The following is an 18,567-nucleotide window of genomic DNA, read 5'->3' as shown; positions in this document are numbered from 1 at the left end:
CGGGGCTCGACGACGCCCGTCGACGAATCCGCGGCGCGGACTCCGGCGGGACCTCAGCGGACGGGGTGCCCCGCCCCCCGCAGCGTCTCCTTCACCTCGCCGATCCGCAGATCGCCGAAGTGGAAGACCGACGCGGCCAGCACAGCGTCCGCACCGGCGTCGATGGCGGGCGGGAAGTGCGCGAGCCGGCCCGCGCCGCCGCTGGCGATCAGCGGGACGCTCACGTGCTTGCGTACGGCCTCGATCATCTCGATGTCGTACCCGTCCTTCGTGCCGTCCGCGTCCATCGAGTTGAGCAGGATCTCGCCCGCGCCCAGTTCGGCGGCGCGGTGCGCCCACTCGACGGCGTCGATGCCCGTGCCCTTGCGGCCGCCGTGCGTGGTGACCTCGAAGGAGCCGGTCTCGGTGCGCCGGGCGTCCACGGACAGCACCAGCACCTGCCGCCCGAACCGCTCCGCGATCTCCCGGATGAGGTCGGGCCGTGCGATGGCCGCGGTGTTGACGCCGACCTTGTCCGCGCCGGCCCGCAGCAGCTTGTCCACGTCCCCGGCGGTGCGGACGCCGCCGCCCACCGTGAGCGGGATGAAGACCTGCTCGGCCGTGCGGCGCACCACGTCGTACGTGGTCTCCCGGTTGCCGGAGGACGCCGTGATGTCGAGGAACGTCAGCTCGTCGGCGCCCTCGGCGTCGTACACCTTGGCCATCTCGACGGGGTCGCCCGCGTCGCGCAGGTTCTGGAAGTTGACCCCCTTGACGACCCGGCCGTTGTCCACGTCCAGGCAGGGGATGACGCGTACCGCGAGCGTCATGACTGCGCACCTCCGTTCTCCGCCCGGGGGCGGAACGCCTCCACCTCGACCTCGACGACCAGACTCGGGTCGATGAAGCCGGAGACGATGAGCATGGACGTGGCGGGGCGCACGTCGTCGAAGAGCTCCTTGTGGGCGCGGCCCACCTCGTCGACGTCGCGGGCGTGGGTGATGTACATCCGCGTGCGCACCACGTGCTCGCGGCCGAGCCCCAGGGTCTTCAGCGCGTCGAGCGCCGCCCGGAAGGCGTTGACCGCCTGCTCGTACGGCGTGCCCGCGTCTATCACGCCACCGACCACGGAGGTGCAACCGGAGACCAGGACCAGGCCGTTGGGCAGTTCCACCGCCCGCGAGTAGCCGACCGTGTCCTCGAACGGACCGCCCGAGGAGATCCGCCGTACTCCGTCGTCGGTCATACGGAGACCGCCTCCAGCGCCTCTTCCAGGGTGAACGCCTTGGCGTACAGGGCCTTGCCGACGATCGAGCCCTCGACACCGAGGGGCACCAGCTCGGCGATGGCCCGCAGGTCGTCCAGGGAGGACACACCGCCGGAGGCCACGACCGGGCGGTCCGTCGCCGCGCACACGTTCCTCAGCAGTTCCAGATTCGGGCCCTGGAGCGTGCCGTCCTTGGCGATGTCGGTGACCACGTACCGCGCGCAGCCCTCGGAGTTCAGTCGCTCCAGCGTCTCGTAGAGGTCCCCGCCGTCACGGGTCCAGCCGCGGCCGCGCAGCGTGGTGCCGCGGACGTCGAGCCCGACCGCGATCTTGTCGCCGTGCTCGGCGATGACCTTGGCGACCCACTCGGGGGTCTCCAGCGCGGCGGTGCCGAGGTTGACGCGGGTGCAGCCGGTGGCGAGGGCCGCGGCGAGCGTGTCGTCGTCGCGGATGCCGCCGGACAGCTCCACCTTGATGTCCATGGCCTTCGCGACCTCGGCGATCAGGGCGCGGTTGTCGCCGGTGCCGAACGCGGCGTCCAGGTCGACGAGGTGCAGCCACTCGGCGCCCGCGCTCTGCCAGGCGAGGGCGGCCTCCAGGGGCGAGCCGTAGGACGTCTCGGTACCGGACTCGCCGTGCACCAGACGGACGGCCTGCCCGTCGCGGACGTCGACGGCGGGGAGGAGTTCGAGCTTCGAAGCCATCAGAGGGTTCCGATCCAGTTGTTCAGCAGCTGCGCTCCGGCGTCGCCGGACTTCTCGGGGTGGAACTGCGTGGCCCACAGTGCGCCGTTCTCGACGGCGGCCACGAAGGGCTCGCCGTACGTCGACCAGGTGACCTTGGGTGCGCGCATCGCCGGGTTCGCGACTTCCAGGGACCAGTCGTGGACGGCGTAGGAGTGCACGAAGTAGAAGCGGGCGTCGGCGTCGAGGCCCGCGAAGAGCTCCGAGCCGGCCGGCGCCTCGACCGTGTTCCAGCCCATGTGGGGCACGACGTCGGCCTGGAGCGGTCCGACCGTGCCGGGCCACTCGTCCAGGCCCTCGGCCTCCACGCCGTGCTCGATGCCGCGGGCGAAGAGGATCTGCATGCCGACGCAGATGCCCATCACCGGGCGGCCGCCGGAGAGCCGGCGGCCGATGATCCAGTCGCCGCGGGCCTCCTTGAGGCCCTTCATGCAGGCGGCGAAGGCGCCGACGCCGGGCACCAGCAGTCCGTCCGCGTTCATGGCGGTGTCGAAGTCGCGGGTGATCTCGACCTCGGCGCCCGCGCGGGCGAGGGCCCGCTCGGCGGACCGTACGTTCCCGAAGCCGTAGTCGAAGACGACGACCTTCTTCGGGTCGCTCACGCCCACACCTCCAGCCTCATGACGCCCGCGACGAGACACATCGCGGCACCGATGGAGAGCAGCACGATGAGGCTCCGCGGCATCTTCTGCTTGGCGAAGGAGTAGACGCCGCCGAGGAGGAAGAGTCCGACGACGATCAGGATGCTCGACAGGCCGGTCACAGTGTCTTTCCGTTCGCTTCTGCGCCCCGGCGGCGCGACGGCCGGGGCATCGTCATCGTCGTCCGCGGCCCGGTGGCCGCGCGTGCGCCGCTCACAGCGCACCCTTCGTGGAGGGCAGGATGCCGGCGGCGCGCGGGTCGCGCTCGGAGGCGTACCGCAGGGCCCGGGCGAGGGCCTTGAACTGGCACTCCACGATGTGGTGCGCGTTGCGCCCGTAGGGCACGTGCACGTGCAGCGCGATCTGTGCCTGGGCGACGAAGGACTCCAGGATGTGCCGGGTCATCGTGGTGTCGTACTCGCCGATCATCGGCGCCATGTTCTCGGGCTCGGTGTGCACGAGGTAGGGGCGGCCGGAGAGGTCGACGGTGACCTGGGCGAGCGACTCGTCCAGCGGGACCGTGCAGTTGCCGAAGCGGTAGATCCCCACCTTGTCGCCGAGCGCCTGCTTGAAGGCGGCGCCGAGCGCGAGGGCGGTGTCCTCGATGGTGTGGTGCGAGTCGATGTGCAGGTCGCCCTCGGTCTTCACGGTCAGGTCGAACAGACCGTGCCGGCCGAGCTGGTCGAGCATGTGGTCGTAGAAGCCGACACCCGTCGACACGTCGACCTTGCCGGATCCGTCGAGGTCGATCTCGACGAGGACCGACGTCTCCTTCGTGGTGCGCTCCACGCGTCCTACGCGGTTCATGCGCTGTGCTCCTTCTTCAGTTCACGGACCGCGTCGAGGAACGCGTCGTTCTCTTCGGGGGTCCCGGCGGACACCCGCAGCCATCCCGGCACGCCGTTGTCCCGGACCAGGACGCCCCGGTCGAGGATCCGCCGCCAGGCCTCGTGGGAGCCGTCCGCGCCGTCGAACCGCCCGAACTGGACGAAGTTCGCGTCGGACTCGGTGACCTCGTAGCCGATCGCGCGCAGTTCGGCGACCAGCCGGTCACGCTCGGCCTTGAGCTGCTCCACGTATCCGAGCAGGGTGTCGGTGTGCTCCAGGGCGGCCAGCGCGGTCGCCTGGGTGACGGCCGACAGGTGGTACGGCAGCCTGACCAGCTGCACGGCGTCCACGACGGCGGGGTGCGCGGCGAGGTAGCCGAGGCGAAGCCCGGCCGCCCCGAAGGCCTTGGACATGGTCCGCGAGACGACGAGATTCGGCCGACCTTCGAGCAGCGGCAGCAGCGAGTCGCCGTGGCTGAACTCGACGTACGCCTCGTCCACGACCACCATCGACGGCTTGACCGCCTGGGCCGCCTCGTACAGCGCGAGGACCGTCCCGGGCGGGACCGCGTTGCCCGTGGGGTTGTTGGGGGTGGTGATGAAGACCACGTCGGGCCGGTTCTCGGCGATGGCCTGCTCGGCCGCCGCGACGTCGATCGTGAAGTCCTCCTCGCGGGGACCGGAGATCCAGCCGGTACCGGTGCCGCGCGCGATGAGCGCGTGCATCGAGTACGACGGCTCGAAGCCGATCGCCGTGCGGCCGGGGCCGCCGAAGGTCTGCAGCAGTTGCTGGATGACCTCGTTCGACCCGTTGGCCGCCCAGACGTTCTCCCGGCCGACCCGGTGGCCGCCGGTCCGCGTCAGGTACTTGGCCAGCTCCGTGCGCAGCTCCACCGCGTCCCGGTCGGGGTAGCGGTTGAGGTCACGGGCGGCTTCACGCACCCGCTCGGCGATCCGCTCGACGAGCGGCTCGGGCAGCGGGTACGGGTTCTCGTTGGTGTTCAGGCGTACGGGGACGTCGAGCTGGGGCGCGCCATAGGGGGACTTGCCGCGCAGCTCGTCCCGTACGGGGAGATCGTCGATTCCGAAGCTCACTTGCTCTCAGGCACCTTCCAACCGAACCGGGCCTTGATCGCCGCGCCGTGCGCGGGCAGGTCCTCCGCCTCCGCGAGCGTCACCACGTGGTGCGCCACGTCGGCCAGCGCGTCCTTCGTGTAGTCCACGATGTGGATGCCGCGCAGGAAGGACTGGACGGACAGGCCGGAGGAGTGGCAGGCACAGCCGCCGGTGGGCAGGACGTGGTTCGAGCCCGCCGCGTAGTCGCCCAGCGAGACCGGGGCCCAGGGGCCGACGAAGATCGCCCCCGCGTTCCTGACGCGGTCGGCGACGCGGGCGGCGTCGGCGGTCTGGATCTCCAGGTGCTCGGCGCCGTACGCGTCGACGACCCGCAGGCCCTCCTCCACGCCGTCGACGAGCACGACGGCGGACTGCCTGCCGCCGAGCGCCGGGACGATCCGGTCCTCGATGTGCCGGGTGGCCGCGACCTGCGGCTCCAGCTCCTTCACGACCGCGTCGGCCAGCTCCACGGAGTCCGTGACGAGGACGGCGGCGGCCAGCGGGTCGTGCTCGGCCTGGCTGATCAGGTCCGAGGCGACGTGCACCGGGTCGGCGGTCGCGTCGGCGAGGATCGCGATCTCCGTGGGACCGGCCTCGGCATCGATGCCGATCTTGCCCGCGTAGTACCGCTTGGCGGCGGCGACCCAGATGTTGCCGGGGCCGGTGACCATGTTGGCGGGCGGGCAGGACTCGGTGCCGTGCGCGAACATCGCGACGGCGGTCGCGCCGCCCGCCGCGTACACCTCGTCGACGCCGAGCAGCGCGCAGGCGGCCAGGATGGTGGGGTGCGGCAGCCCGCCGAACTCGGCCTGGGCGGGCGAGGCGAGGGCGATGGAGCCGACGCCGGCCTCCTGGGCGGGGACGACGTTCATGATCACGGAGGACGGGTAGACCGACCTGCCGCCGGGCGCGTAGAGACCGACGCGGTCGACCGGGACCCACTTCTCGGTCACCGAGCCGCCCGGCACGACCTGGGTCGTGTGGGCGGTGCGCCGCTGCTCGCGGTGGACGAGCCGGGCGCGCCGGATCGACTCCTCCAGGGCGGCCCGCACGGCCGGGTCGAGCGTGTCGAGCGCGTCACGGAGCGCCTCGGCCGGGACGCGTACGGATTCCAGCCGGACGCCGTCGAATTTCTCCGCGAAGTCGATCAGCGCCGCGTCACCCCGATGATGCACGGCCTCGCAGATCGGACGCACCTTCTCCAGTGCGGCCGCAACGTCGAAGTCGGCTCGGGGCAGCAGGTCGCGCAGGGCGGAGCCCTCGGGGAGGGCGTCGCCGCGCAGATCGATTCGGGAGATCACAGGCCCAATTCTCTCAGACGGCGACAAGGCGCCGGACGCCCGTATCAATGGCTGATACAGGCCACCTTCGGTTCACCGGAAGATCCTCGTCACCAGTAGCGTTCGGGCGGTCACCGAGCGGGCATTGAACGATTGTACGAAACCCGCGAGTAGCTGGGGAGGAAGGAAGAGCCGTGACCGAGGGTGCCGGCATCCGAGGCGGGGACCTGCCGGACGAACTGACCGCCGCCGAAGCCGGGATGTGGCAGGCCTTCCGCAACGGCAGCGTGTACGACCTGCGCAGCAGGGACACCGCCGTCGACGATCCGCACGGGGGCCATCCTTGGGGGCCCGAGCGCAGCGTGCGGGCGCGGATCGTGGCGTGGCTGCTCCTCGACGGCCCTCCGGCCCTCCAGGGCAGGGTCTCGTCCCTGAAGCTGACCGGCGTCCGGATCACCGACGTCCTCGACCTCGCCGGCGGCACCGTGGTGCCGTACGTCGAGCTGAAGGGGTGCCGGTTCGAGAAGGAGATCCTGCTGCCGGAGGCCCGCTTCACGACCGTACGGCTGGTGGACTGCTCGGTGCCCCGGCTGGAGGCGGCCCGGCTGCACACCGAGGGCGACCTGCACCTGCCGCGCTGCCGTTTCCACAACGGGGTGCGCCTGACCGACGCGCACATCGGCACCGATCTGCTGCTCAACCAGGCCGTCGTCTACCGGGACCGGCGAGGGCGCTCGCTCACCGGCGACGGCATGACCGTCGGACAGGACCTCCAGGCGGAGATGCTGGAGTCGCACGGTGAGTTCAGCCTGCGCGGCGCCACCGTCGGTGTCTCGCTCAGCCTGCGCGGCAGCAAACTGAACAACCCGTACACACGGCTGGCCCTGAACGCCCCCCAGCTCACCGTCAACCGCACGCTGTACATGACGCCCGCGGGCATCGGCAATCCGCTGCTGACCAGCGGCACCACGCCGGCCCGCGGCACGCTGGTGCAGCGCTTCGAGTGCCAGGGCGGCATCCGCCTGGACGACGGCCGGTTCGGAGACGCCGTCGACCTCGAACGGGCCCGGTTCGTCCTCGACGACGACCAGGAGCTGTCGCTGCGCCGGGTCCAGACGCCCGAACTGCGCTTCCTCGGGGAGAAGCCGGAGCGGGGCCGGGTGGTGCTGTCCGGCGCGCGGGTCGTCAACCTGATCGACCGGGCGTCGAGCTGGCCGGGCCCCGGCAGCCTCCACATGGGCGGCTTCACCTACGAGAGCCTGGTGCCGCGGGGTGCCTTCCCGCTGACCCGGCGGCTGGAATGGGTGGCGGCGGCGACCGCCGAGTACAACCCGGAGCCGTACGAACGGCTGGCCACGGTGCTGCGCAACTCCGGGGAGGACGAGGACGCGCGCGAGGTGCTGCTCGCCAAGCAGCGCCGCCGCCGCGAGACCCTGCCGCTGGCCGCCAAGCTGTGGGGGTACGCGCAGGACTGGACGGTCGCCTACGGGTACCGGCCGGGACGGGCCGCGCTGTGGATGGCGGTGCTGTGGGCGGCGTCGTCGATCGCCTTCTCGCACGCCAGCCACCCGCCGATCGACGGCAACGGGCATCCGCCCTGGAACGCCTCGCTGTTCGCCCTGGACCTGCTGCTGCCGGTCATCGACCTGGGCCAGGCCGGATTCTGGCAGCTGCGCGGCGGCTGGCAGTGGCTGGCCGCGGCGGTGATCCTCCTCGGCTGGATCCTGGCGACGACAGTGGCGGCGGGCGCGACCCGGCTGCTCCGGCGCGGCTGACGCGGGGCCCGGCAGAGCCGGCTCGGGGTCTGTGGGGCGGGCGGCGCGTGGGGCCTCCGGGGCGGGCGGCGTGGGGCCTCTGGGGCGGGCGGTGCGAGGGCTCCCCCGGACTCGTACGCACGACCACGCATGTCGCACGAACGGCCGTCGAACAGGTGAGCAACAGTCAGCTTTTACTCGTCCTTGACCAGTGCGCATACAACCAAACGACGGTTACAAAAGCGTCACCGCATACCCCCTGGCAGACCCCCGACCTGCGTCTTTCAATGGTCGACACCATGGCACTGCTGCGCGCGTTCATCCGTACGGCACGGATGGCCAGAAACACCTCGCGCCTCGCCGCCGGACTGCCGGCCGACGACGAGGTACTGCTCGACGCCCCCGACGAGCGTCTCGGTCCCGCCCTCGTCGCGGCGGCCCGCGGCGAGTACGGACCGGCCGCCAAGCTGCTCACCACCACACGCGAGGCCGCCGAGTGGGAGAACCGCGACCGCTACGCGATGCGCCTCGCGACCTTCGCCCGCTCCCGCGACGCATGGCTGCGGGAGTGGCAGGCCGCCGCGCCGCACGATCCGGACGCCCTGCTCGTCAAGGCCGAGCTGGCGGTGCGCCGGGGCTGGGAGTCCCCGGCCCGTGCCGAGCTGCTCCGCGAGGTCGGTCCGCTGATCACCGCGGCCGCCGAGGGCGATCCGCGCGACCCGGTCCCCTGGCGGATCGCGCTCGACCACGCCCGCGGCACGAACGTCGGGCACTCCGAGTTCGAGCAGCTGTGGGGCGAGGCCGTACGGCGCTCGCCGCACCATTACGGCTGCCACGTCGCGGCCCTCCAGTACCTGTCGGCCGCCTGGTACGGCTCGCACCGCGAATGCTTCGACTTCGCCGAGACGGCCGCGCAGGACGCGCTCCCCGGCTCGCTGGTGCAGGCGCTGCCCGTGCGTGCGGCCTTCGCCTACCTGACCGAGGGCGGCGGGGCGAAGGTCCCGCGCGAACGTCTGGACGCGGCGGCCGACCTCGCCGTGGCCCTGTCCGCCACGTACACGGAGTCCGATCCGTGGCCCGCGGAGGTCCGCAACCTGCTGATGTACGTCCTGGTCCGGCTGGAGCGCTGGACGGACGCGCTGGAACAGCTGCGCCTCATCGGCCCGTACGCGACGTCGTTCCCCTGGGACAGGGTCTCCGACGACCCGCTCGGCCAGTTCCTGGAGCTGCGCGACGGCATCCGGCTGGAGGTCGCCTCGGGCCTTCCGCTGCGCTCGCCGGGCCCCGATCCGCATCCGGGGAGTGGGCACGACGGACGCGCCCGCTCCGGCGACCATTAGGCTTTCCCGTCGTGACCACCGTCCGGCTCCCGCTCTTCCCCCTGAACTCGGTGCTCTTCCCGGGGCTCGTGCTTCCTCTGAACGTGTTCGAGGAGCGCTATCGCGCCATGATGCGCGAACTGCTGAAGACCCCCGAGGACGAACCGCGCCGATTCGCCGTCGTCGCCATCCGCGACGGGCACGAGGTCGCTGCGTCCGCGCCCGGCATGCCGGACCAGACGGCCGTGCCCGAACGCGGACCCGCCGCCGGCTTCGGCGACGACCCTGCCAAGGCCTTCCACCAGACGGGCTGCATCGCGGACGCGGCGACCATCCGGGAGCGCGCCGACGGCAGCTTCGAGGTGCTCGCCACGGGCACCACACGCGTACGGCTGCTCTCGGTGGACGCCTCGGGGGCGTTCCTGACGGCCGAGCTGGAGGAGCTGCCCGAGGAGCAGGGCGAGGAGGCCGGGGCGCTCGCCGAGGGCGTCCTGCGGGCCTTCCGCCAGTACCAGAAGCGGCTGGCGGGCGCCCGGGAGAGGTCCCTGTCCACCGGGGCCGATCTGCCGGACGAGCCGTCCGTGGTCTCGTACCTCGTCGCGGCCGCCGTGATGCTGGACATCCCGGCGAAGCAGCGGCTGCTCCAGGCGCCGGACACGGCGTCCCGGCTGCGCGAGGAGCTGAAACTCCTGCGCGCGGAGACCGCGATCATCCGTAATCTGCCGTCGTTGCCGGCGTCCGACCTGACGCGCGGCCCGACGAGTCTCAACTGACGCATCCGAGAAGGCCGATGGCGAAGAAGTCGAAGAAGCAGCAGTCCGGGGGCACCCCGGCGACGGTGGTGCTCACGGACGCGGGCGTCGCGTTCACGGTCCACTCCTACGAGCACGACCCGTCCCACCCCTCGTACGGCGAGGAGGCCGCCGAGGCCATGGGCGTCTCGCCGGAGCGGGTCTTCAAGACCCTGGTGGCGGACGTGGACGGCGCCCTCGTGGTCGCCGTGGTCCCCGTCGCGGGCTCCCTCGACCTGAAGGCGCTGGCCACGGCGGTGGGCGGCAAGCGCGCGGCGATGGCGGACCCCGCGGCGGCCGAGCGCACCACGGGCTACGTCCGCGGCGGCATCTCGCCCCTGGGCCAGCGCAAGAGGCTCCGTACGGTCCTGGACTCCTCGGCCGCGGCGCACGCCACGATCTGCGTCTCGGCGGGCCGCCGGGGCCTGGAGGTGGAGCTCTCCCCCGACGACCTGGCGAAGCTCACGGACGCGGTCTGCGCGCCCGTCGGGCGTGCGTGACCCCTCGACGGACGTCGCATCCTCGGTTAAGTACGAGGGACATGTCGAAGAAAACGCGCAAACGCAAGTGGCGCATCAAGAAGGGCCGCTCCAACCACGGCCGCCGTCCGGCGTGACCCACTCCCCCTGTGCCGGCCCGTCCGGCGGCTGAGGAAGGGCCGTACGGACCGGAACGGGGGCTCCGGAGGGCGCACGCCCCCGGGCGGACGACGAGCACGGACCCGGCGGGCGGGCCGCCCGCCGGGCACAGCGGACGGCGAGCGCCTGCCAGGGCCTGTCGGACAGGACTAGGCGGCCGGAGGCGCGGACGGCCCGCCGGTGTAGGGGCTCTGGTACGGATCGGGATCCCGCGGACCGAACAGCGCGGTGAGCCCGAGGTGGACGACGAGCGCCGCCACGGTCCAGGCCAGCAACGCGCCCTTGGCGCCCAGCTTCAGCGGCGCGGAGAACGTCACCCCCTTGCCCACGGCCTTGGCGTGCGCCACCACGTTCTGCGTGGGCCCGAGCCAGACCCCGATCCGCCACGCGATCAGCGAACCGAGAAACCCGCCGACGGCCAGCGCCACGACCAGCGGCACACCGCCGCGCCGCCGCACCAGGAACACGACGAGCGCGCTCACCGCGCCGAACGCGAGCGCGAGCAGGGTGAACGTTCCGTCGACACCGATGGCCTGCTCGCCCTCGGTGTCCTTCAGATACACGGCGCTGTCGTCCGCGATCAGCGGCACATGCGGCGCCAGCCACCACCACAGCACCCCGAGGAGCAATCCCGTGAGCGCCACGGCCACGGTGATCACGGCGGCCTCGCGCACTTCGGTCTTCATCCCGGGGCCGTCCTGTTCGTACGCGACGCCACCGGCGGGGGGAACCTGCCAGGCGTCGTGCGGGGGCTGTCGGTGCGGCGGCGGGGGCGGAGTCAGCGGAGCGGTCACCCTGACATCGTGCCAGGCCCGGCCGACGGGCGCGTCACCGGACGGCGGCCCGGCGGTACGCCCAGGTGGCGAGGGCCAGTGAGACCGCCCCGACACCCGCGCAGACGGCCAGGTCCACGAGGACCGCGGTCCAGTCGGGATGCGCCCCGAAGGTGCGGGCGAAGGCCTCGACGCCGTACGTCGAGGGCAGCAGGTCACGGCCGTACTGCACGACCGTGGGCAGCCGGTCGGCCGGCAGCACGCCCAGCAGCAGCGCCGCCGACATCCCCAACTGACCCAGCAGAGTGGCGAGTTCGGGCCGCGGTGCGAGGAGTCCGAGCGCTGCTCCGAGGCCCGCGAGTGCGGCACCCGCGAGCGGGATGACCGCGGCGAGCACCCACAGGTGGGCCATCGGCAGCCCGAAGAGCACGCTGCCGAAGACCGCGGTGGCGATGGTCCCGGGCACGGTGAAGGACGCGTAGGCCCCCGCGGCGCCGAGCACGACGGCGGCGGGCGGCACGGGCAGCGTCGCGTAGTGGTCGAGCCCGCCGCTCGCCCTGAGCTGCCCGAAGTACTGCGCGAGGAGGTTGAGCGCGACGAAGGCGACCACCAGGACCGACGACCCCGCGACGACGGCCCGCGCCTCGGCGCCGCCGTCCACCACTCCGCGCATCAGGATCATGATCCCGACGGACTGGAAGGTGGCCACGAACAGCAGCGGGATGCGCGCGACACGGGCCCGGGAGAGCTGCGCCCGGTACACGGCGGCCAGCGAGGGCCACAGCCGCGCGCGCGGCCCCAGCTCCGCGGCGGCACCGGGGTCCTCGGCCACGGGCAGCGCACTGCCCGGCAGCACTCCGGCGGGTACGACACTCACGTCGAGCTGCTTCCCTTCGCTTCGGCAGCCGTCCTGTTTCCAACGCCCACGGTCTCCCCCGGGTTCCGCGCACCCGCGGGCCCTCGAAGGGTACGTACGGATCGTGCGTCCCGCGCACTCACGCCTTCACCAGCCCCTGCGTGTTGCCCCCGAGCGCCAGGTACACGTCCTCCAGGCTCGGGGTGGCCAGGGTGAAGTCGTCGAGGGCGGCGAACGCCGCGCCGCCGGTGACGGTCGCGACGGCCGCGCGGGCCTCCTCGGGGGCAAGGCGCAGGGTCCAGCGGCGGCCCGACTCGACGGCACGGGCACGCAGCGCGGCGACCTCGGGCACCTCCAGCGGGGCGCGCTCACGCCACACGAGTTCGACCCGGACCTCGCCGGCCACGCGCTCCTTGAGCCCGGCCGGGGTGTCGCAGGCGATGACGCGGCCCCGGTCGAGCACGGCGACCCGGTCGAGCACGGTCTCGGCCTCGATGACGTTGTGGGTGACCAGCAGCACGGTGGTGCCGCGCTCGGCGCGGCGTCGGTCCACGGCCGCCCAGACGGCACGGCGGGCCACCGGATCCATACCGGTCGTCGGCTCGTCGAGGACCAGCAGCGGGCGCTCCCCGACGAGCGCCGCGGCGAAGCAGGCGAGCCGCCGCTGCCCGCCGGAGAGCTTCTTCAGGGGGCGGGAGGCCAGCGGGGTGAGGCCCAGCTCGTCGAGTACCGCGTCGCGCTCCGAGCGCGCCTGCCGCAGGTCGAGTCCGCGCAGCCGCCCGGTCGTCTCGGCCGCCAGCGACACCGTCAGCTCGTCCAGCGCGGTGGACTCCTGGCCGAGGTAGGCGAGGATGCGGGCCGCCCGGTCGGGATGGCGCACGATGTCGTGCCCGAGGATCTCCACACTGCCGCTGTCGGGGCGCATGAGCCCGGTCAGCTGCCGTACGAGGGTCGACTTCCCGGCACCGTTGGGTCCGAGCAGTCCGAAGATCTCGGCACGGCGGATGTCCAGGCGTACGCCGTCGGTGGCGCGCACCTCGGGCGTCGGCGGGGTGCCGCGGTGTCCGCGCAGCGGCGGATAGGTCTTGGTCAGTCCGCGCACCGCGCACACGACGTCGCCCTCGTGTCCGTCCGGGACCGTCTGTGCCGTGCGCGTACTCACGAAGGACGAGGGTACGGGGTCCGATGCCCCGTTATGCGTCCGGGGCCATGGCTCGGGCCCCGCGCGGGCCGCGGCTCACTCCCCGGCGGGGGCGTGCTCCGCGGCCGTCCGCACGTCGATCTCGCGCCAGAAGCCGGCCCGGATCGCGTACCGGTCGTGCTCGTCGATCTGGTCGTCCTTGTGCGCGAGCAGGCCGAACCGGGCCGCGTAGCGCAGCAGCTCGCCGTCCACGCGGTGCGGGATGCGCGGGTACATCGTGGACAGCTTCTGCAGATGATTCTGGTCGGTGAGGCGCGCCATCCAGCGGCGCGCGAAGACCTGTCCGACCTCGTACGGGTCGCCGCCGACCGTGGTGATGTCCTCCTCGCGGTCGGCCCATCGCTGCTCGGCGGTGGTGAGCTGGGCGAGCGTGGGCAGCGCGGCGGCCTCCGCCGGCTCCGCCGGGGCCCCGGGCCGGTCGATCCATCCCTTGTCCGAGGACCAGCGCAGCGTGGCGCTCGCCGGGTGCTGGGCGGGCTGGGTGCCTGGCCCGCGCAGCGCGGCGAGGTCCTTCGGCGTGGGGACGCCCTTGGGGGTGGGGACACGCTCCTCGGTGCCGTTGCGCGGCTCGGCCGCCGTCTGGTGCTCGGCCTCCGGGGCGGACCGTTCGGCGGCCGCCGCGAGTGCCGCGTCGGGCAGCGGGGCGGACAGGATCGCGGCGATCTCGGGGCGCGGCGCGGGCGGCGGCGCGCAGATCCCGCCGAGTTCCTTGGCGCGTACGGCCTTGGTGATCCAGGCCCGGTCCAGGACACGGCGCTCGTCGGCCTCCGCCACCAGGTCCTCGGACTGGTTGTAGTCGCCGTCGGCGGCCTGCACGGCCCACAGGTGCACGGCGACCCCGTGCTCCTTGGCGGCCATCATGCCCGGCAGCAGATCGCCGTCGCCGGTCACCAGGACCACGTCGGAGCAGGCGCGGTTGCGCGCCAGCTCGGTCAGCTCGGCGTGCATGGCCGCGTCGACGCCCTTCTGCGCCCACCGCCCGTCGCTGCGGGTCAGTGCGCCCAGCCGGACGGTCACCCGCGGCATCACGCGCAGCCTGCGGTGTTCCGGCTGCGGTACGCGGTCGGGGGCGCCGTCGAACCAGTAGATGCGCAGCAGGGGCCGCTCCGTGTCGGACTCGGCACGCTCGCGCAGGCCCTGGATGAGGGCGGCGTGGTCGACGGTGATCCGGGATCGCGACGGCTCCCCGGCCAGGAGACTGGCAGCAGCCCCGAGCAGATAACCGGCGTCCACCAGGACGATGCAGCGGTCCACGCGGTCCACCCTCTTTCCGGTCTCCGGGAGGTTTGCTTCGGGCTTCCTTCGAGTCTGCCCGACCGCGCGGAGGTTAACGGCCGGAACTCGATCTTCGGCGTGGCGTATCGGAGGATCACCCCTCGACAGGGCTTATTACGCACGGTAATTCTCTGAAATGCGCCTCTTGTCAGCCTATGTGAATCTGGTCGCGGCCCTGGCCCCTAGATCCCCCACAGGAGGCAGATCACCATGGCCAAGAACAAGAACCGCAAGCAGGGCGGCCAGCAGAACCGCGCCTCGCAGGCCGAGCAGGCCCACGAGCAGGCCCAGCGGTCCTCGGCGGAAGCTCAGCAGTCGTCGATGTCGCACGCCCAGGGCAGCCCCGCGGATGTTGCGCGTAAGCAGCAGAAGCGCTTCGGCCACAACTGAGGCCGCGCGTTCGGGCCGTTGAAGCCCGGCACACACTGAGGGGCGCATCCCAGTGGGATGCGCCCCCTTTGTCGCCCGGCTCGGTGCGTCCCGGCGCCCGGCTCGGTGCTCCTCCGGGGCACGCAAGCCCGCGCCCCTGATCACCCGCCCCGTGCGGGCCGGGTGATCAGCCCGCCAGGCAGGACGGGCCGAGCAGCACCTTGAGGTCGCCGAACAGCGCCGGGTCCGGCTTCACACGGTGCCGGTCGAGCCGCAGCACCGTCGTCCTGCGCGGGCCCTGGAGCTTGATGCGCACCTCGCTCTCGCCCTTGTGGTGGCTGAGGATCTCGCCGAGGCGGCTGACCATGGGCGGGGTGACCTTGACCGCGGGGATGGTGAGGATCACGGGGGCGTTGGTGCCCGCGTTCGACAGGTCGGGGACCTGGAGCTCCATCGCCACCAGGCGCGGCACGTCCTCCCGCTTGTCGAGGCGGCCCTTGACGAAGACGACCGCGTCCTCGACGAGTTGGGTCGACACCAGCTGGTAGGTGGCCGGGAAGAACATGCACTCCATGGAGCCCGCGAGGTCCTCGACCGTCGCGATCGCCCAGGCGTTGCCCTGCTTGGTCATCTTGCGCTGGAGGCCCGAGATGATGCCGCCGATCGTCACCACGGCGCCGTCCGCGTGCTCACCGCCGGTGAGCTGGGAGATGCCCGCGTCCGCCTTGTCGGACAGGACGTGCTCCAGGCCGAAGAGCGGGTGGTCGGAGACGTACAGGCCGAGCATCTCCCGCTCCTGGGCGAGCAGATAGGCCTTGTCCCACTCGTCGGTCGTGAACTCGACGTCGAGGCCGAAGCCCGGCTCGTCCGCGCTGTCGTCGCCCATGCCGCCGAACAGGTCGAACTGGCCCTCGGCCTCCTTGCGCTTGACCGCGACCACGTTGTCGATCATCGGCTCGAACTGCGCGGTGAGGCCCTTGCGGGTGTGCCCCATGGTGTCGAACGCGCCCGCCTTGATGAGCGATTCCGTGGTGCGCTTGTTGCAGACGACCGCCTCGACCTTGTCGAGGTAGTCGGGGAAGGAGGAGTACTTCCCCTTCGCCTTGCGTCCGCGGATGATCGCCTCCACCACGTTCGTGCCGACGTTGCGGACGGCGGAGAGGCCGAAGAGGATCACGTCGTCGCCCTGGGCGGCGAAGTTCGACTGGGACTCGTTGACGTTCGGCGGGAGGACCTTGATGCCCATGCGCCGGCACTCGTTCAGGTAGACGGCCGACTTGTCCTTGTCGTCCTTGACCGAGGTGAGCAGACCGGCCATGTACTCGGCCGGGTAGTTCGCCTTCAGGTAGGCGGTCCAGTACGAGACCAGACCGTACGCGGCGGAGTGGGCCTTGTTGAAGGCGTAGCCGGCGAAGGGGACCAGCACGTCCCACAGGGCCTGGATGGCCTCGTCGCTGTATCCGTTCTTCTGGGCGCCGGCCTGGAAGATGGTGAAGTTCTTCGCCAGCTCGTCGGGCTTCTTCTTGCCCATCACGCGGCGCAGGATGTCGGCCTCGCCGAGCGAGTACCCGGCGATGATCTGGGCGGCTTTCTGCACCTGCTCCTGGTAGACGATCAGGCCGTAGGTGACCGCCAGGACCTCTTCGAGGGGCTCTTCGAGCTCCTTGTGGATCGGGGTGATCTCCTGGAGCTTGTTCTTGCGCAGCGCGTAGTTCGTGTGCGAGTCCATGCCCATCGGGCCGGGACGGTAGAGCGCCGAGACGGCGGAGATGTCTTCGAAGTTGTCGGGCTTCATCAGGCGCAGCAGCGAGCGCATGGGGCCGCCGTCGAACTGGAAGACACCGAGGGTCTCGCCGCGCTGGAGCAGTTCGAAGGTCTTCGGATCGTCGAGCGGGAGGGCCAGCAGGTCGAGGTCGACGCCCTTGTTGGACTTCACCATCTTGACGGCGTCGTCCATGATCGTCAGGTTGCGCAGGCCGAGGAAGTCCATCTTCAGCAGGCCGAGCGACTCGCACTGCGGGTAGTCCCACTGCGTGATCGTCACGCCGTCCGTGTGCCGCACCCAGACCGGGGCGTGGTCGACGATGGGCTCGCTGGACATGATGACGCCGGCGGCGTGCACGCCCATCTGCCGGACCAGGCCCTCGACACCCTTGGCGGTGTCGATGACCTTCTTCACATCCGGCTCGTTCTCGTACATCGACCGGATCTCGCCGGCCTCGCTGTAGCGCGGGTGCGAGGAGTCGGTGATGCCGCTGAGGTCGATGCCCTTGCCGAGGACGTCGGCGGGCATCGCCTTGGTGAGGCGGTCGCCCATCGCGTACGGGTAGCCCAGCACGCGCGCGGAGTCCTTGATCGCGTTCTTGGCCTTGATCTTGCCGTAGGTGCCGATCATGGCGACCTTGTCGGCGCCGTACTTCTCCGTCACGTACCTGATCACCTCGACGCGCCTGCGCTCGTCGAAGTCGATGTCGACGTCGGGCATGGAGACGCGCTCGGGGTTGAGGAACCGCTCGAAGATCAGGCCGTGCGGGATCGGGTCGAGGTCGGTGATGCCCATGGCGTACGCGACGATCGAACCGGCCGCCGAACCACGGCCCGGGCCGACCGCGATGCCCTGCTTCTTGGCCCACATGATGAAGTCGGCGACCACGAGGAAGTAGCCGGGGAACCCCATCTGGATGATGACGTCCATCTCGTACTCGACCTGCTTCTGGCGGTCCTCGGGGATGCCGCCCGGGAAGCGGCGCTCCATGCCGAGGCGGACCTCCTCCTTGAACCAGGTGACCTCGGTGAACCCCTCGGGGATGTCGAACTTCGGCATGAGGTTCTTCGCCTCGAACATGCCGGTGGTGTCGATCTGCTCCGCCACCAGGAGGGTGTTGGCACAGCCCTCCTGCCAGGCGTCCGAGGAGTCGACCGCGTACATCTCGTCCGTGGACTTGAGGTAGTAGCCGGTGCCGTCGAAGCGGAAGCGGTCCGGGTCGGAGAGGTTCTTGCCGGTCTGGATGCACAGCAGGGCGTCGTGCGCGGTCGCCTCGTGCGCGTACGTGTAGTGCGAGTCGTTCGTCACCAGGGGCGGGATGCCGAGCTTCTTGCCGATCTCCAGGAGGCCGTCGCGGACCCGGCGCTCGATCTCGATGCCGTGGTCCATCAGCTCCAGGAAGTACCGGTCCTTGCCGAAGATGTCCTGGTACTCGGCGGCCGACTTCAGGGCCTCGTCGAACTGGCCGAGGCGCAGCCGCGTCTGCAGCTCACCGGAGGGGCAGCCGGTGGAGGCGATGAGCCCCTCGGACCACTGGGAGATCGTCTCCTTGTCCATGCGCGGCCACTTCTGCAGCCAGCCCTCGGCGTACGCGTCGGAGGAGAGGCGGAAGAGGTTGTGCAGGCCCGTCTTGTTCGACGCCCAGATCGTCTTGTGCGTGTAACCACCCGAACCGGACACGTCGTCGCGCTTCTGGTGCGGCTGGCCCCACTGGATCTTGCGCTTGTTGCGCCGGGACTCCGGGGCGACGTACGCCTCGATGCCGATGATCGGTGTGACGCCCGCCTTCTTGGCCGTGTGGAAGAAGTCGTACGCCCCGTGGAGGTTGCCGTGGTCGCTCATGGCGATGTGCGTCATGCCCATCTCATTGCAGGCATTGAACATGTCCTTGAGCCGCGCGGCACCGTCCAGCAGCGAGTACTGGGTGTGGACGTGCAGGTGCGTGAACGGCGGCTTCGACACGGCTTCGGCCT

General features: G+C 71.4%; 18 protein-coding genes. 5 read left to right on the top strand and 13 right to left on the bottom strand.

Features of this window, described 5'->3' with window-relative positions; all coding sequences use genetic code 11:
* Nucleotides 1-53 precede the first annotated feature (53 nt).
* The 8 genes from hisF to hisD form a co-directional block, all read right to left on the bottom strand.
* Nucleotides 54-809, bottom strand: coding sequence for an imidazole glycerol phosphate synthase subunit HisF (gene hisF, locus ABEB03_RS08575; protein WP_345643787.1), 756 nt, complete (start codon nucleotides 807-809; stop codon nucleotides 54-56).
* A complete protein-coding gene (locus tag ABEB03_RS08570; protein ID WP_345643784.1) occupies nucleotides 806-1,225 on the bottom strand; it encodes a RidA family protein in 420 nt (139 codons plus the stop codon). Before ABEB03_RS08570 ends, hisF begins: the two co-directional genes overlap by 4 nt.
* The gene (gene priA, locus ABEB03_RS08565; protein ID WP_095933680.1) at nucleotides 1,222-1,950 is read right to left on the bottom strand and encodes a bifunctional 1-(5-phosphoribosyl)-5-((5-phosphoribosylamino)methylideneamino)imidazole-4-carboxamide isomerase/phosphoribosylanthranilate isomerase PriA; all 729 of its coding nucleotides are present in this window, start codon (nucleotides 1,948-1,950) and stop codon (nucleotides 1,222-1,224) included. The genes ABEB03_RS08570 and priA overlap by 4 nt, the downstream gene beginning before the upstream one ends.
* Nucleotides 1,950-2,591 (bottom strand): imidazole glycerol phosphate synthase subunit HisH, encoded by a 642-nt coding sequence (gene hisH / locus ABEB03_RS08560; RefSeq protein WP_425589196.1) that lies wholly within the window; start codon nucleotides 2,589-2,591, stop codon nucleotides 1,950-1,952. The genes priA and hisH overlap by 1 nt, the downstream gene beginning before the upstream one ends.
* A complete protein-coding gene (locus tag ABEB03_RS08555) occupies nucleotides 2,588-2,752 on the bottom strand; it encodes a hypothetical protein (RefSeq protein WP_028803161.1) in 165 nt (54 codons plus the stop codon). The genes hisH and ABEB03_RS08555 overlap by 4 nt, the downstream gene beginning before the upstream one ends.
* A gap of 91 nt (nucleotides 2,753-2,843) precedes the next feature.
* Nucleotides 2,844-3,437: an imidazoleglycerol-phosphate dehydratase HisB gene (gene hisB / locus ABEB03_RS08550; RefSeq protein ID WP_345643773.1), complete on the bottom strand. Its 594-nt coding sequence runs from the start codon at nucleotides 3,435-3,437 to the stop codon at nucleotides 2,844-2,846.
* Nucleotides 3,434-4,552, bottom strand: coding sequence for a histidinol-phosphate transaminase (locus tag ABEB03_RS08545; protein ID WP_345643770.1), 1,119 nt, complete (start codon nucleotides 4,550-4,552; stop codon nucleotides 3,434-3,436). Before ABEB03_RS08545 ends, hisB begins: the two co-directional genes overlap by 4 nt.
* The gene (gene hisD / locus ABEB03_RS08540; protein WP_345643767.1) at nucleotides 4,549-5,874 is read right to left on the bottom strand and encodes a histidinol dehydrogenase; all 1,326 of its coding nucleotides are present in this window, start codon (nucleotides 5,872-5,874) and stop codon (nucleotides 4,549-4,551) included. Before hisD ends, ABEB03_RS08545 begins: the two co-directional genes overlap by 4 nt.
* 173 nt (nucleotides 5,875-6,047) lie before the next feature.
* Between hisD and ABEB03_RS08535 the strand changes: the two genes are divergently transcribed.
* The 4 genes from ABEB03_RS08535 (at nucleotide 6,048) to ybaK (ending at nucleotide 10,217) form a co-directional block, all read left to right on the top strand.
* Entirely contained in the window at nucleotides 6,048-7,628 is a 1,581-nt protein-coding gene (locus ABEB03_RS08535; RefSeq protein WP_345643764.1) for an oxidoreductase, read from the top strand.
* Nucleotides 7,629-7,894: 266 nt separating this feature from the next.
* On the top strand, nucleotides 7,895-8,947 hold the full coding sequence (locus tag ABEB03_RS08530; RefSeq protein ID WP_425589195.1) for a hypothetical protein: 1,053 nt from the start codon (nucleotides 7,895-7,897) through the stop codon (nucleotides 8,945-8,947).
* Nucleotides 8,948-8,958: 11 nt separating this feature from the next.
* Nucleotides 8,959-9,699 carry an LON peptidase substrate-binding domain-containing protein gene (locus tag ABEB03_RS08525; RefSeq protein ID WP_345643758.1) on the top strand — a complete coding sequence of 247 codons (741 nt, stop codon included), beginning with the start codon at nucleotides 8,959-8,961 and terminating at the stop codon, nucleotides 9,697-9,699.
* Nucleotides 9,700-9,716: 17 nt separating this feature from the next.
* On the top strand, nucleotides 9,717-10,217 hold the full coding sequence (gene ybaK, locus ABEB03_RS08520) for a Cys-tRNA(Pro) deacylase (protein WP_345643754.1): 501 nt from the start codon (nucleotides 9,717-9,719) through the stop codon (nucleotides 10,215-10,217).
* A 287-nt stretch (nucleotides 10,218-10,504) separates the two neighbouring features.
* Here ybaK and ABEB03_RS08515 read toward each other — a convergent pair whose 3' ends face one another.
* The 4 genes from ABEB03_RS08515 to ABEB03_RS08500 form a co-directional block, all read right to left on the bottom strand.
* A complete protein-coding gene (locus ABEB03_RS08515) occupies nucleotides 10,505-11,149 on the bottom strand; it encodes an AAA family ATPase (RefSeq protein ID WP_345643751.1) in 645 nt (214 codons plus the stop codon).
* Nucleotides 11,150-11,183: 34 nt separating this feature from the next.
* Nucleotides 11,184-12,005 carry an ABC transporter permease gene (locus tag ABEB03_RS08510; RefSeq protein ID WP_345643748.1) on the bottom strand — a complete coding sequence of 274 codons (822 nt, stop codon included), beginning with the start codon at nucleotides 12,003-12,005 and terminating at the stop codon, nucleotides 11,184-11,186.
* 118 nt (nucleotides 12,006-12,123) lie between these two features.
* Nucleotides 12,124-13,095, bottom strand: coding sequence for an ABC transporter ATP-binding protein (locus ABEB03_RS08505; protein WP_345644179.1), 972 nt, complete (start codon nucleotides 13,093-13,095; stop codon nucleotides 12,124-12,126).
* Between the two features lie 126 nt (nucleotides 13,096-13,221).
* The gene (locus tag ABEB03_RS08500) at nucleotides 13,222-14,439 is read right to left on the bottom strand and encodes an NYN domain-containing protein (RefSeq protein ID WP_345643745.1); all 1,218 of its coding nucleotides are present in this window, start codon (nucleotides 14,437-14,439) and stop codon (nucleotides 13,222-13,224) included.
* Between the two features lie 231 nt (nucleotides 14,440-14,670).
* Here ABEB03_RS08500 and ABEB03_RS08495 point away from each other — a divergent pair, with 231 nt between their 5' ends.
* Nucleotides 14,671-14,850 carry a hypothetical protein gene (locus tag ABEB03_RS08495; protein ID WP_095933689.1) on the top strand — a complete coding sequence of 60 codons (180 nt, stop codon included), beginning with the start codon at nucleotides 14,671-14,673 and terminating at the stop codon, nucleotides 14,848-14,850.
* Between the two features lie 166 nt (nucleotides 14,851-15,016).
* On the opposite strand, the gene dnaE is transcribed toward ABEB03_RS08495, so the two are convergent.
* Nucleotides 15,017-18,556 carry a DNA polymerase III subunit alpha gene (dnaE, locus tag ABEB03_RS08490; RefSeq protein WP_345644176.1) on the bottom strand — a complete coding sequence of 1,180 codons (3,540 nt, stop codon included), beginning with the start codon at nucleotides 18,554-18,556 and terminating at the stop codon, nucleotides 15,017-15,019.
* Nucleotides 18,557-18,567: the final 11 nt, after the last annotated feature.

Origin of the sequence: Streptomyces siamensis (assembly GCF_039543605.1) — a bacterium.
In the GTDB taxonomy this organism is placed as follows: domain Bacteria; phylum Actinomycetota; class Actinomycetes; order Streptomycetales; family Streptomycetaceae; genus Streptomyces; species Streptomyces siamensis.
Note: the sequence above shows the minus strand (reverse complement) of the source record. Positions and strands in the feature narration are given on the sequence as shown.

Bases quoted from the DNA above. Each gene is read 5' to 3' on its own strand.
- ABEB03_RS08570 (WP_345643784.1), bottom strand. From the start codon at position 1,225: ATGACCGACGACGGAGTACGGCGGATCTCCTCGGGCGGTCCGTTCGAG.
- ybaK (WP_345643754.1), top strand. From the start codon at position 9,717: ATGGCGAAGAAGTCGAAGAAGCAGCAGTCCGGGGGCACCCCGGCGACG.
- ABEB03_RS08495 (WP_095933689.1), top strand. From the start codon at position 14,671: ATGGCCAAGAACAAGAACCGCAAGCAGGGCGGCCAGCAGAACCGCGCC.
- hisF (WP_345643787.1), bottom strand. From the start codon at position 809: ATGACGCTCGCGGTACGCGTCATCCCCTGCCTGGACGTGGACAACGGC.
- hisB (WP_345643773.1), bottom strand. From the start codon at position 3,437: ATGAACCGCGTAGGACGCGTGGAGCGCACCACGAAGGAGACGTCGGTC.
- ABEB03_RS08530 (WP_425589195.1), top strand. From the start codon at position 7,895: ATGGTCGACACCATGGCACTGCTGCGCGCGTTCATCCGTACGGCACGG.
- priA (WP_095933680.1), bottom strand. From the start codon at position 1,950: ATGGCTTCGAAGCTCGAACTCCTCCCCGCCGTCGACGTCCGCGACGGG.